15 protein-coding genes and 1 tRNA gene are annotated in these 13455 nt (G+C 40.5%); 10 read left to right on the top strand and 6 right to left on the bottom strand.

Annotated features, from left to right (window positions below; all coding sequences use genetic code 11):
* Positions 1-171: 171 nt before the first annotated feature.
* Entirely contained in the window at positions 172-408 is a 237-nt protein-coding gene (locus IPJ09_13990; GenBank protein ID MBK7372522.1) for a hypothetical protein, read from the top strand.
* The gene (locus IPJ09_13985; protein MBK7372521.1) at positions 386-808 is read left to right on the top strand and encodes a putative toxin-antitoxin system toxin component, PIN family; all 423 of its coding nucleotides are present in this window, start codon (positions 386-388) and stop codon (positions 806-808) included. Before IPJ09_13990 ends, IPJ09_13985 begins: the two co-directional genes overlap by 23 nt.
* 178 nt (positions 809-986) lie before the next feature.
* Here IPJ09_13985 and IPJ09_13980 read toward each other — a convergent pair.
* Positions 987-1059: transfer RNA gene (locus IPJ09_13980), tRNA-Thr, on the bottom strand.
* Between the two features lie 183 nt (positions 1060-1242).
* Between IPJ09_13980 and IPJ09_13975 the strand changes: the two genes are divergently transcribed.
* Entirely contained in the window at positions 1243-2241 is a 999-nt protein-coding gene (locus IPJ09_13975) for a hypothetical protein (GenBank protein MBK7372520.1), read from the top strand.
* Between the two features lie 97 nt (positions 2242-2338).
* Here the strand turns inward: IPJ09_13975 and IPJ09_13970 are convergent, their stop codons facing one another.
* Positions 2339-2896 carry a DUF3244 domain-containing protein gene (locus IPJ09_13970; GenBank protein MBK7372519.1) on the bottom strand — a complete coding sequence of 186 codons (558 nt, stop codon included), beginning with the start codon at positions 2894-2896 and terminating at the stop codon, positions 2339-2341.
* Between the two features lie 53 nt (positions 2897-2949).
* Between IPJ09_13970 and IPJ09_13965 the strand changes: the two genes are divergently transcribed.
* From IPJ09_13965 to IPJ09_13945, 5 genes are all read left to right on the top strand, one after another.
* Entirely contained in the window at positions 2950-3123 is a 174-nt protein-coding gene (locus IPJ09_13965; protein ID MBK7372518.1) for a hypothetical protein, read from the top strand.
* A gap of 356 nt (positions 3124-3479) precedes the next feature.
* Positions 3480-4013 (top strand): RNA polymerase sigma factor, encoded by a 534-nt coding sequence (locus IPJ09_13960; protein MBK7372517.1) that lies wholly within the window; start codon positions 3480-3482, stop codon positions 4011-4013.
* Positions 4010-4783 carry a HEAT repeat domain-containing protein gene (locus IPJ09_13955; GenBank protein MBK7372516.1) on the top strand — a complete coding sequence of 258 codons (774 nt, stop codon included), beginning with the start codon at positions 4010-4012 and terminating at the stop codon, positions 4781-4783. The genes IPJ09_13960 and IPJ09_13955 overlap by 4 nt, the downstream gene beginning before the upstream one ends.
* 57 nt (positions 4784-4840) lie before the next feature.
* The gene (locus tag IPJ09_13950) at positions 4841-5620 is read left to right on the top strand and encodes a hypothetical protein (protein MBK7372515.1); all 780 of its coding nucleotides are present in this window, start codon (positions 4841-4843) and stop codon (positions 5618-5620) included.
* Positions 5621-5715: 95 nt separating this feature from the next.
* Positions 5716-6453, top strand: coding sequence for a hypothetical protein (locus tag IPJ09_13945; protein MBK7372514.1), 738 nt, complete (start codon positions 5716-5718; stop codon positions 6451-6453).
* Between the two features lie 332 nt (positions 6454-6785).
* On the opposite strand, the gene IPJ09_13940 is transcribed toward IPJ09_13945, so the two are convergent.
* A complete protein-coding gene (locus IPJ09_13940) occupies positions 6786-7742 on the bottom strand; it encodes a GSCFA domain-containing protein (GenBank protein MBK7372513.1) in 957 nt (318 codons plus the stop codon).
* 163 nt (positions 7743-7905) lie between these two features.
* Between IPJ09_13940 and IPJ09_13935 the strand changes: the two genes are divergently transcribed.
* Positions 7906-9237 (top strand): hypothetical protein, encoded by a 1332-nt coding sequence (locus tag IPJ09_13935; protein MBK7372512.1) that lies wholly within the window; start codon positions 7906-7908, stop codon positions 9235-9237.
* A complete protein-coding gene (locus IPJ09_13930; GenBank protein ID MBK7372511.1) occupies positions 9234-10316 on the top strand; it encodes a trypsin-like peptidase domain-containing protein in 1083 nt (360 codons plus the stop codon). Before IPJ09_13935 ends, IPJ09_13930 begins: the two co-directional genes overlap by 4 nt.
* A gap of 194 nt (positions 10317-10510) precedes the next feature.
* Here IPJ09_13930 and IPJ09_13925 read toward each other — a convergent pair whose 3' ends face one another.
* The 3 genes from IPJ09_13925 to IPJ09_13915 all read right to left on the bottom strand — a co-directional run bounded on the left by IPJ09_13925 (position 10511) and on the right by IPJ09_13915 (position 13439).
* Positions 10511-11521, bottom strand: a complete 1011-nt coding sequence (locus IPJ09_13925; GenBank protein ID MBK7372510.1) for a hypothetical protein — start codon at positions 11519-11521, stop codon at positions 10511-10513.
* Positions 11522-11660: 139 nt separating this feature from the next.
* Complete coding sequence (locus IPJ09_13920; protein ID MBK7372509.1) at positions 11661-13022, bottom strand: oxidoreductase; 1362 nt, start codon at positions 13020-13022, stop codon at positions 11661-11663.
* Positions 13023-13439, bottom strand: a complete 417-nt coding sequence (locus IPJ09_13915) for a hypothetical protein (protein ID MBK7372508.1) — start codon at positions 13437-13439, stop codon at positions 13023-13025.
* Between the last annotated feature and the right edge of the window lie 16 nt (positions 13440-13455).

The raw sequence follows: 13455 nt of genomic DNA, 5'->3' as shown, positions 1-13455 counted from the left end.
CACTCAAACCAAGTCTTTTTGTTTATCATCATATGGTGGAGCTTAACATTTCGCTACACTGCCAGGCTTCATTTTTAAACCTTTCTGTTTCCTCCACTGCAAAAATATAATCGTTGTGCGCCAGACGGTAGGACGACCAAAAAGTGATGAGAAATGGTTAAATTTGAAATTATGAAAACAGGGACCTATAATATTGACTTGGGTTTTGACCAGATTTTGGACTTAGTAAGACAATTACCCAGGAAGGAAAAAATACGACTTTCAAAAGAACTTGAGAGAGAGATTATTGATGCTAAACTGTCCGCCTTATTGAAGGCATTCAAAACTGACGACCTGGACCAAGAAACGATTGATACGGAAGTAGAAATCGTAAGAACTAAATTGTATGTCAAGTCAAAAGCCAAGTAAGGTAATTATTGACACGAATCTTTGGATTAGCTTTTTAATTGGCAAGGAACTCCAAAATCTTAAAGACATAATTGTTACAGAGAAAATAAGACTAGTCATGACTGACCTGTTAGTCAATGAAATTAAATTCGTTACAGCACGACCAAAGCTCCAAAAATACTTTAACCAGGAAAAAGTAAATGAGTTAATTTCTTTACTCGACATAGTATCGGATAAAATCAAGATTAAAAAAATTGAAAAAATATGTCGTGACCCTAAAGACGATTTTCTACTAGCCTTATGCAAAGAGAGTAAAGCAAATTATTTAGTAACTGGCGACAGCGACTTGTTAGCGATAAGAGTTTACGGTAGAACAGAAATATTGACAGTAAATAAATTTAAAGAGAAGATTAAGAATTAAGACCCAATCCAGGTAGTAGTGGTATAGAGCAAAGCTATATAATATACCCCAAAAGGAGCCCAACGGCCAAAGCTGTCCATTTCGATTTCATAGCTCCAGTCGAATCAATGCTCTAATTGGTTTTTATCCTCAAAACCTTTAGCATATTTGAACTTGCGAAGTAGAAACCAAAACTCAGAGCCGAGAATGGGACTTGAACCCACGACCTGCTGATTACGAATCAGCTGCTCTACCAGCTGAGCTATCTCGGCTTTTATAAAAAATATCCGGACGAAGTTATCAAAAAAACCACCCTCAAGGGTAAGACATTCCGATTAGCAAGTAAATAACTTTGTACGACAGTTAAACCTAATCGCTATCATGGCATCTAAGCAGAATATACTTCGATATTAAAAGCCATAAACTATAATTAACTTGATAAAATCATACATCTTATGAAAAATTTAATCTTAACCCTAAGTCTGATCCTGGCTCTATCCCCATGGATGAAAGGCCAGTCAGACGAACCTGCCGGCCTGCCCGGCGACCAATTTAGCCTGGAAGGTGCTCTGGAAATGTTTAAAAAAGCGTCCAGTCCTGAAGATTTTGAGAAAATGCTCAATCAAGACGACAATCATGTCAATAACCTGGACCTCAATGATGATGGCGAAGTAGATTATATCCGGGTCATAGACAATATGGATGGGGATGCACATGCCCTGGTCCTGCAGGTAGTGGTATCTGCTACAGAAAACCAGGACATCGCTGTCATCGAAATAGAAAAAAGCGGCAAAGAATCAGCGATGCTTCAGATCATCGGTGATGAAGACATCTTTGGTGAAAGCACCATTATCGAACCGGGAGACGGCTCGGAGGATGCCAATAAGATTAAAAAAGGCCCCAGCCTCAATGATTTTGATGAAGATATCGTCGTCGTCAATGTGTGGTTATGGCCTTCTGTGAGATATGTATATGCCCCGGTCTACCGACCCTGGGTGTCCCCTTTCCGCTGGGCTTTTTATCCTACCTGGTATAGACCTTGGAGACCCCTGGCCTGGTCTGTGTACCATCCATTTAGAGTGAGATATCATGCAGGATACGTGGTGGCGCCCATGCATCGTATGACTGTGGCCCATCGGGTATATAGCCCTGTGAGAGTCACTTCAGTCACCGTGAGGACCCGTAATCATACTGCTGTCAATAACTATAGAGTCAATCGCACCAAAACCAATATCAACACTTCCAAAGGCAATAAAGAAATGCATGCCACCAAGACGACGACCAGTGTGACCGGCAAACGTGGGAATACGGCTACCAAAACAAATACCACGGTATCCGGAGAAAACAATCGACGCAAGGTGAAATCTACCAGGTCCACGACCACTGTTGCCGGCAAAGAAGGCAAGGTAAAAGCCAGTAGGACTAAAACAAAAGTCTCCAGGAAAAAGAACTAATCACTCAGGCAACTTTAAAAGCAAAAGCCCCGAAGTGCTCGATGCTTCGGGGCTTTTTTAAACTACCAATCAAGTTCTAAAGGTCATTATACAGCTATTACTTCTCAAAGTCGTTTATAAAGGTTTGTCCTGCCATGTGCACCTCCAGGTAATAATTGCCATGATCTAATTTTTTGATATTAAATCTCCTGGTGACACTCACTTCATTTTCGATTTTCTCAGTAATCATGACCTTTCCTTCTTCGTTTTTGATCATAATTTCGGCCGACTTGCCTTGGGTCATGAGATTCATATCCAGAAACTGGTTGTTCACCTTAATGTTTGGCTTGTAGATCGTAGAGATCGCTTTGCTCTGTAAGATGCCATCATGTAAAGACATGGTCTGAATTCTTATCTTTTGATCATTTTCTACTTCGAGGATATACTCACCATCGGGTACATTTTTGAGATTGTACTTTGTGGTTTGACCGATGCTTTCATGGATCAGAACAGCTCCACTATTTTCCCGGATCAAAACATCTATTGAAGGTGAATTCCACTTTGCTTTTTCGACGATGATCCATTTATTGGCGGCATTGATATGTACAGGTATGTCAGCAGCCATCAGCCCGGTATTCACCGCGGCCATCGTAAGGATTAAAAGATACTTCATCATAATAAATTCGATTTAAATTAGTTTTTTAAAATTTTTATAATAATTCCTAGTCCATGCATCGAACACAAGATTCAATGCGTGGGACGATAGCAGTAGATTATACACACAGCGGTCTAGATCCGAAGGCGTACAGGATCACTGCCATCAATCAAAAAAATAAAGGAGTCTTCGGGAGAGTACAACATCCTGGATTTTTACCCAATCCGGAAATTGTACTATTTAGGTGAGTCAATTTATAATAATGAGACAATGTTACTATAAAGGTTGCTTACCTGTCAAGTGTATTGGATGAAAACAGGTTTATTGACGACAAAATTTAAGGCAGACCGGAAAGGTAAAGGTTAAAAAATAAAAACATTGTCGTGCTCAAAGTACTAGTGCTGCAAGGACTTTAGGGGATACCTTTCTTATTTAATTTTTAAGCTACCGGCCTCTTATTAAAATTTTATTAAAAAAAATTACGAATGAACTTTGACAAGGCATAGTCACCATGTACTCAGATTCTTCAAAAATATTTTATCCTGGCTGTAACCTTTATGTTAATTTCCTGTATATAATTCATAAGCGGCCAAAATAGCGGAGGATGACTGACGGACTACTAATGCAAAAAGTTAAAGAGGGTGATCTTTCACAAGCTTCATTATTGTTCCAACGGTATCATCGAAGGATATATCTGTACCTGGGTAAGATGGCAGGCGACTATCACCTCGCTGAAGATCTTACACAGAATGTTTTTGAAAAATTGATCCTCTACAGAAAAAGTTTTGAACTGGATCAAAATTTTGAAGGGTGGGTGTACAGAATTGCTAAAAATGTATTTCTGGATCACACCAAACTTCAAAATCGCATGCGCAAAGGAAGTGAAGAAGAGCTCATCAAAGCAGCGGAGCTGCCTGATCACCAACCCAGTCCGGATGAGGCAGAACAGAAACTGCATACGGCCCTTGCAGCACTGCCGGAACAAGATAGGGAGGTCTTGATCCTGACCAGGTTTCAAAAGATGAAATATATAGAAGTTGCGGCATTATTAGGAACTACTGAATCGAATATTAAAGTAAAAGTATACAGAGCCATGGATAAACTCAGAACTCAATACTTTCAAATAGAATCAATATGAATATAGAACAAGATCATATCCTCGAAAAATTGGTCCAATATATCGATGGCACTTTGAGTGAAAAGGAAAACCTGGAAATCAAACATTGGATCGAAACCAATAAGGAGATGGAGACTCAATACAACCAATTAAAACAGGCAGATACACTCATGAACAGCAACCTTGACACGATACCGTCGGATAGAATGACAGCCCGCTTCGAGCATTGGCTGGACCACTATGAGACAGATATCAAGAAGACAAAACTAAAAAGACTGAATTGGTATAGGATTGCTGCCGGCCTGGCCATCCTCCTGGTCGGATATGGAGGTGCAATGACGATCAGCAAATTGAATCAACAAAAGCAGGAGCTGACTAAAATAAAGGTGGAACTGCAGGCCACCAAAGACCTCGTGATGGACAATCTTAATAATCAAAATTCTGCCAGTCAGCGGATGAGCGGGATCTATGCGTCACAAGACCTTACCACTCCCGACCTGGAAATCCTGCAGGTACTCATCAAGACCATGAATACCGACCCTAGCTCTAACGTGCGGGTAGCTGCACTGGAAGCGCTGGGCAAATATTATCATCTTCCTTCAGTGAGATCGGCTTTGATACAATCTCTCACCCACCAGGAAGACCCGGTAGTACAGATCGCACTCATACAAATGCTGGTACAAAAGAAAGAAACGGTCATCGTAGATGAGTTGGAGACACTCACGCGTCAAGAAGATCTGATCAAAGCGGTCAAAGACGAAGCATACAAAGGCATATTCAAGTTAACTTAAATAAATATCGATTAAAAAACATTCATTTATCACAATCATTAAAAATTAAATCAACCCATGAAAAATAGTAGATTAATCCTGGCTTTTTGTTTAGCCATATCTTCCTTGCATCTGTTTAGCCAGGAGTACAAAGTCCAAAAAAGTTCCGGCAGGCTGGAGCTGCATATAGGCAATGTATCGGTCGAAGGGACCACCGGAAGTGAAATCATTTTTACTTCCAGGGATGGACATGACAACAAAGACGAGCGCGCTGCAGGTTTGGTGGCGATCAATGGTTCAGGCCTGCAGGACAACACAGGCCTTGGCATCAATGTGAATAATTCCGGGAGTGCCGTCGTAGTCAATCAATTGCAAAAAACTAAATCCCCGGGTATAAAAATCCTGGTACCCAAAGGTGTGATCATCTCCTACGAATATGAGTCACAATATGGACATGAGGCAAAGTTTAAAAATTTGGAAAATGAGCTGGAGATTTCAGCAACCTATAATAGTATTGAATTGGAAAACATCACCGGACCTGCCACTGTCAAAACCATATACAGCAGCATCGATGCAGAGTTCTCTACCAATGTGAAAGGCCCAATCTCTCTTATTTCCATATACAGCACCGTAGATGTTACCTTGCCTGCTAGCCTCAAAGCCGATCTGAATATGAAGACATCCTATGGAGAAATGTATGTCGCTCCGGAATTTAAAATAGAACTAGATCGTACTACCGACAAGGACTCTGACATGGTCAATATGAGCGCTAATAAAGTGCTGGGCAAGATCAATGGTGGAGGTCTTAAACTTGACTTAAGATCTGATTACAGCAAAATCTACCTTCGCAAAAAATAACCATACTTTTCATAGAGTAGATTTGAACACCCTTATTTTAAATTTTGTAATCTAAGTCTATAGATTAATTTTTTCATCATCCAAATCAATTTGTAATGAAATATCTATATCTCCTGGTCACCATGGGATGGGGGCTGATGAGCCTTGCTCAAACTCAAATCAACAAATCTATCCCTGTAGCCTCAGGCCAAAAAGTGAATCTTCACTTTGATTATCCTCAGCTCATCAAAGTCTCCAGCTGGGATAAAAATGAAGTGCTCATCACAGGTACTGTCAGTATCAATGGAGGGGAAAACGACGAAGCTTTTAAACTCACCTCTAATTCAAGTGGCCGGGAAGTCAATATAAAAGGGGAAATACCTAATATCAAAGATCTGCCTCAACGTATCACGGTAAAACACAATGGCGAAAAAATAGTTTTCAAAAACAAGCAGGAGTTTGAGAAATATAAAAAAGATCATGGCGTTGGTTTTGATATGACTTCGTGGGGACATGATGTGGATATCGTGCTCGATATTAAAGTACCAAAAGGTATGGCGACCGACATCGTATCCGTGTATGGTATCGTGGAGCTCAAAGATCTGCAACAATCAATGGAATTGACTGCAACATCCACTTACGGCGGAGTAGATGCTGCGATCAATACAACCCAGGTAGGAGAGTTGTATGCCACCACAGATTATGGTCAGATCTATTCTAACCTGGATATCAAATTTAAAGGTGATGGTTTAGTCCAGAGAGACTTTCATACAGAGCTCATGGCTCGACCAGGTAAAGGTCCTAAATACAGTTTTGAGTCAAAATATGGCAATGTCTATCTGAGGAAAAAATAAATTCTTCTAGTCATGCCCTGTAACCTTTGACTTAAACGAAGGTTATGATATCTGAAACCAGCTTTGAAGTAATAGGGTAATATGAATGATGGGTTAGATATGGTTTGTAGTATTAAAAGCATAGATTAACTTTTTATTAATAAGAAAACGATCTTCTTTCCCCCTACTTGGGTGAGTGATTAGATATTCTTCTGACTATTTTTGAGCCTTGCGTCACATCAGAACATAGAAATTTAGAGTGAGTCTTTTTATATTAAAGCCCACCATATTTTTTTTACCCAAAAAATATGTGTGGGTTTTTTGTTAAATTTATTTAGGCTGAGGAAACTTGATCACCATTCGATCCAGGGGTATTTTTGTTTAAATAGATTGATCTCTTCTTCTAACTTTATTTTAAATCTTAAATGATCGGCTGAATCCTGGTGATGAGGCCTGTGTAACCTTGCTCTGTGTAACTTTTCTATTTTTTCATTAATCAACAAGGTATCTTCTTCAAAATAGGATCGTGAAAATTTATTCCAGATATAATTGATCGCCTGATCGCCAGGATGGATCATGTCATCTTTGTAAAACCGATAATCTCTAAGATCGTCAAGCAGGATTTCATAGGAAGGAAAATAATGTACAAAATCATATTGACTGCAGAGGGTTTGAATCATGAGATATAAACTGGCTTTGCTCAGCGTGTTGTCAGTGAATCCTTCTTTAAGATATCGGACCGGACTGAGTGTAAGCAGTATCTGTAGCTCCGGCCTGGCTCGATGAAAATCTTCTATCCACTGCTGGCTAGCGTTGACCATTTCATCGGGGCTTAATATCTTTCTTATAAATTGACTGGCTGGAATTTTGTGGCAGTTAGCGACCAATTGCGATGTCAATGTATGGGTATAGGTGATCGCCGATCCAAAGGTTACGATCAGACGATCCATCTTTGAGATATAGGATCTGAATGTAGATGCAGTTTCGTTCATATTCTTCAAAACACCTTCTTTAGAAATTCCGGAAAAATTTCCATGATGGTGTATTCCATGATACAGTCCCTGATCAAATAAGATATCCTCCTCTGCCCAAATACGTTGACTCAATAAACCCAATAGTTGAGTTCCAATACTTATCGGATTATATACAATTCCATTTGGATTGCACCTGGAATTAAAACCGGCATCTTTAAGCCTCTCATGAATGTGCTCGGAAAAGCAGGACCCTATACTCAATAAGGTATTGGCATGATCGATTTTAAAATGACCCGGACTGATTCTGATTTCAGTTCGGAAATTCTGATTTGTCATAGTCAAAGGTAAATGTATAATAAATGTCTCCGGCAAACATGATCTGGAGAATTTTGTCGTTGTCATTTTTTAGTTGGCCATACGAGAACAAGCCTTGAAGGAAATATTTTTGAAGAGCAGGTAGCTATTACTTCCTTATTTTGTGCCACTTTACGCTACAGTTATGAGTCTTTGGGATAAAATATTTAGTAAGAAAGAGGAGGTGAAGGATGTCGAAGGGATCAAAGCTTATTTTGGTCGATTTACAGATGCCTATAAATCTACTGAGCAATACGAGGCCTGGGACAAAGCCGTTTTACATTTTGAAAACAGAGACTTTCAGGATGCTATTGCAGAATTTATCAATTATATCCAGGATACATCAGAACATAATGTAAGCAAGTTAGCCAGTGGTGCCCTGGATTTCGATATCCTGCAAGGATCTAAGACCATTATGGTTAGAACAAAAAATGGCCAAATAAGAGTAAACTGTAAGATAGCCCATGCAGACCAATTGCACATTGGATTTATGCGTCGATTGCTGGATCTCAACTACGAATTAAAATATGTCAGGTATGGACTATCCGAAGACGAGGTAATCCAACTTTTATTTGACACCGCGCTGGAAGACGCCTCGCCCTATAAACTATATTTTGCACTCAAAGAGCTGGCGATCCATGCAGACAAACAAGATGATCTATTGGTGGATGAGTTCAGTTTTTTAAAACCCATCCGATCAGGTCAGATTGAATCATTGCCTGTAGCAGAAGTAAAACTAAAAACCGATTTTTTCTATTCATCTATTAATAAAGCCCTTCAGATAGTAGACCAGGGAAAACTCAAAATAGAGCAATACCCTGCCGCGGGAGGTTACATTCTTTTGGCGCTTTTATACAAACTGGATTACCTGGTGCGGCCTGAAGGTTCTATGATGGATAGGATCGAACAAATCCACAAATCCTATTTTAGCCAGGATAATAAAAATCAACTCCATAAATTAAAGTCCTTGCGACAGGATTTAAGTTTGATGGGTCAGCAAAATGAAGAGACACTAATAAGAGATCTCCACCATTCTATTTTTACTTTTGGCGTCACCTCACCAGGCAATACCGCCATGGTAATGGAAGTATTGGATCGGGAGATCAACAATATACAGTGGTATCTCGATAATCATCATCATGAATATGCCATAGCTATAGTGGAATATGCCGTAGGAATCTGCTTGTTTAATTTTGCCCTGCCGGATCCAATCAAGGACCTTTTTACTTTGGTATATCGAGTCACTGAGCCAGCGTTTTTTGACTCTATAGATAATTATGAAAAATTGGCCTTGCCGTCCGGTTTGCCTGACAAATCAGCTATCAAGTCAGCATTGCACCGTATAGAAAAAATGCATCAAAAAGTCTACCCGGGCTTTGCACTGGATGCAAGACAATTGGATTATAGCCAGGTAAGTTATTTTGTGCATAGCCTGATACTACAGGTGCGTAAAATTCAAATGCAAAAGTCGAAATGAAAGGCATTATAGAAAAATACAGAGACTATGTAGTTCAGATCGCTACTCCTTATAATACAGGTACTGGCTTTGCCTTGCCTGATGATCATATCATCGTCACCAACGAACATGTAGTGCGTGACAACCAGGAGATAGTAGTGGAAGGCAGATTGATAGCTAAACAAATCGTCAGGGTAGTTTTTTTGGATCAGAAATATGATCTGGCATTTATCCAATTGCCTGTCTCCACTCCGTCTGATCAGCATATTGAAATAGAAAAAACAGAAAAACTTCATGAAGGTGACCTGGTCATCGCTGTAGGCCATCCTTTTGGACTAAAATATACTGCTACACAAGGGATTGTATCGAATACGATGCATCTGCAGAATGATATCCAATATATCCAACACGACGCTGCCCTCAATCCCGGCAACAGTGGAGGCCCACTGATTAATGAATCCGGCAGGGTAGTAGGGGTGAATACTTTCGTGATGCAGAATGGAAATAGTATTGGGTTTTCTTTGCCTGCAAACTATTTGGATGACACCCTTACTGCCTTTAAAGCAGGCGGAGGTAAGGAAGCAACGAGATGTGACTCCTGCTCCAATATCGTATTTGAATCACCGGACAAAAGTCATTATTGTATTCACTGTGGGGCCAAAATAAAATTCCCTTCAGATGCTGTGCCTTATGAGGCAGTCGGGTTGCCAAGGACCATCGAAGATATATTGATCAAACTCGGATTTCCGGTTAATATCTGCCGGCGAGGCCCCAATAATTGGGAGCTCAATCATGGCAGTGCTACGATAGAGATCGCCTATCACGATCAAAGTGGTCTCATCTTATGCGATGCCACGCTCTGTCACCTGCCCAGGACCCAGATCCAGGAATTATACGAATATCTACTGCGCCAGAACTTTGCGATGAAGCAATCCAGCTTAAGTCTTCGCGGCAATGAGATTATACTTTCATCTATGTTGATTGACAGGCAGCTGGATGTCGTACAAGGATATCATCAAATTAAAAATCTCATGAACCTGGCCGACTATTATGATGATCAATTAGTGAACAAGTTCGGCGCACATAGGGAAAGGTGCTGAAGGGTGCGCAGACACCCATCGGCTGAGTAGGGCGGGGCGTTGCAAAGCGCTGCAAACACCCTTCATGGCCGGGCTAGTGCGAAAGCGTGAGGTTACGAAATATGCGGCAGACACCCATCAGGGCTTGGGTAGTGCGAAAGCGTGAATTTGAGAAATTGCAGCCGACTCCCTTAGGGTTGGAGAAATCAAATCTCTTACTCTTGGACGAAGGTCCTTTTTACTTGTTTTTCGTTCTCAATAATGCTAAAAAAGGACCCTAAAAATTTATTTACATTGTTTTTCGCCTTATCGTCCAATCCCTGGCAATCGGTCACTGCCTGGAGAAGTTGTGGCTTTTTTTCAAGAAAATATTTTGCTGTGGCCATAGCGTCCTCTTCGGAAACACCATGTCCCTGATACAATCTTTCGAAGATACTCTTTATAGGGAGTGACTCATGGGGTACCGCATAGGAGGCTCCTACTAAAGCGGAATAATCAAAGTCATAAGCCAAGGGAATGATTTTTTGATTTTCCGGGACTTTGATCATTTCTATGTTATGTCGGTTGGGTAGTGACCAATCCGTGTTGCCTATCATATATTGAAAAAAAGTCATGCGCTGATAAATAGTCTTATCCAAAGAAGGAGACATCACTTTGCCGGTCTCTACTATCCTGGCATTGAATCGGTCACCAAGTTTTTCTTCGTCTTCGACGATCAGGGCATCCAGGGTATATTTTACTTTACCCTCATCGATGCACTCTATTTTGACTTGTTTTTGAAAGACATAATATTCAGGGTTGATGATTTTGTATAGTTCATAAGCCAGTTTCTCCCTCATTAGCAACTCTGTATTGGCATCACCGGTCCGACACTGGAACACTACTTTTAGTTTATCCGTAGCAGTATCCAATTTGTTTTTCATCAAGGCTCCTTTTTTGAAATCAATTTTTATTGGAGGGAAAAAACAAACCTGCTTCCTCATATTCCCACGTGCGCGCGTGCGGATTTCGAATTTTAATGTTTCTCCATGACAAGGCATCTCTATCGTACCAGGTAAATATTCCTCATCCATTTTTTGATTGATCACTTTGTTCCAATTGGTTTCAATTTTGATCACTGGGATGCCTTCAGTTTCATAGATACAATCAAAAACTGTCGGGCCTTTTTGGGCGTGAATTAAAGTAAATACTCCAAGAAGGAGAAAAGAAAATACAATCTTTTTCATGCGTAGGTTTGGGTAAAGTGATTGGTACATAACATAAAGGTGTAAAATGAATAAAAATAGTTACTGCAAAACTAAGTGAATTATATTAATTGCTTAAAATTACCAAACAAAGCAATAGTTTTCTATTTTATTTTACTCCTTAGTGTGTAGCCAATTGGAGGGCGTGAGTAGTGGTATAATATTTTGCTATCATATTGGGTACTTCCCAGGAAGGCATATCCCCTGCTTGCACATACTGTAAAAACTTTTCCATAACCCTGGCAAAATGAGCCTCATGGCCTTCCTGGATAGCAGGTGGAATATTTAATTTCCAACCTCGCGGAGTGGTTTCAAGGTTTATACCAGGCCATTGCTGGCTCTGAGCTGATAATTTGTTATTGATAGCCATGGCGATAGATGAGTCTTTTGAATCGTTGGCTTCTATGTACAAGGTGGGTTTGTACCCCTCTTCTTTTCCCTGGCGAATCATCAGGTTACACTTAGTGCCACGCATGATTGAATAATGGGTATCTCCAGTGCCCTCCGGAGCCTGGTAATTCCATATCACGGAAGTTTTGGCATGTTTACCGTTGATGGTATAATTGATCTCTCCATTAGAATACACATGCAGACTATCCGCATGAACATCCTTTTTTAAATATTCCGGATAAGTGGATGATTGGGTGATCGTGTTAAATTGATCGGCCGACATGATGGTAGGCCAGCGCCTGGCGAGATCAATATGGATAAGATTGGTATCTATGACCTGGTCCGGGAAACACTCCCATTGTACAAGATCTACCAGGTGGGTCATCACATCTACAAGACCTTCTCCCTGTTGATTTACATCCAGAAACCAGGCTGGTCTGACCAAGACATTACCGGAAACAAACTTGTAAAAATGATGAACGCTTTCTTTGGTGATAGCAGGTTGGTCCATAGTACCATCGACGAGCTCACCAAAGATAGCCTGATCCATAGAAAACAGCCTTTGAAGTTGAGTAGTGATCTCATAACGCTCGGTCATGATATCGTACAATAAAATATTTTGTTGTGTTGCCAGGTCGAAAGAAGATTTGAGCCTGCCAAAGTCTTCATATCGGATGATCATCGGTTTGTCTGCAAATACATGCATGCCGGCATTTAAAGAGGCATCGATATATTCAGGTTTGATTCTATTGTTACCGGAGAGTACGACCACATTGCCTTTGTGTTCAGTTGCCATTTTTTGTAGATAGTCAGCACCGGTATATTGCACCAGGTTCCAATGAGTAGGATGATCAGCACGCGTGTTGTAATTTTTTATCCTGGCCAAATGCATATCCAGGTCGGGACCTCCTTCACTATAGATATACACTGTACTGTCCACAGAAGGATACATTGATTTTTGCACCAGGGCAGCATGAAAATGTCCGGGATCGAGCGTAACCAATCTGATGGGCTTTTGTATCGGCTCCTTGGTAGGAGAGCATGCAGTCATAATAATAATGAATAGGAATAAACCAGGTATAATATTTTTCATCTACAGCGTTATTTCTTGAATATCCGGCGTAAGATAGCGAGACCTGGCTTCAGATGAAAGCAATCTTTCTTTTGTGTAAAATTTAAATCCAATATCCCTGGCACTATAAGGCGATGATAAAAAAGCATCACACAGGTCTTCGTAGGAAAATTCCCTATGTCGCTCGACAAATAAGTGAATCAGACTCCACCAGAGTATGGTGATGGTTTCATGATATCCATTCTGTCCCGTATTCTCTCCTCCTACTGCGAGATTGTACGCTATGATACCAGATTTGATGCGGCAGAGTGCATCATCTGGCTCATAGTGCATCAAAAACCAAATGGCAGTGATCTGATGTGCATCATGAGTCCATAAGGATTTATCGAGCGTGCGGGATATAAAACCATCGACTATATCCATTCTTGGGTTTTGCATAGGACAAATTTAGGTA

The organism is Saprospiraceae bacterium, from assembly GCA_016709995.1.
Taxonomy (GTDB): Bacteria; Bacteroidota; Bacteroidia; order Chitinophagales; family Saprospiraceae; genus JADJLQ01.
This window is presented reverse-complemented; position numbering and strand designations above follow the sequence as displayed.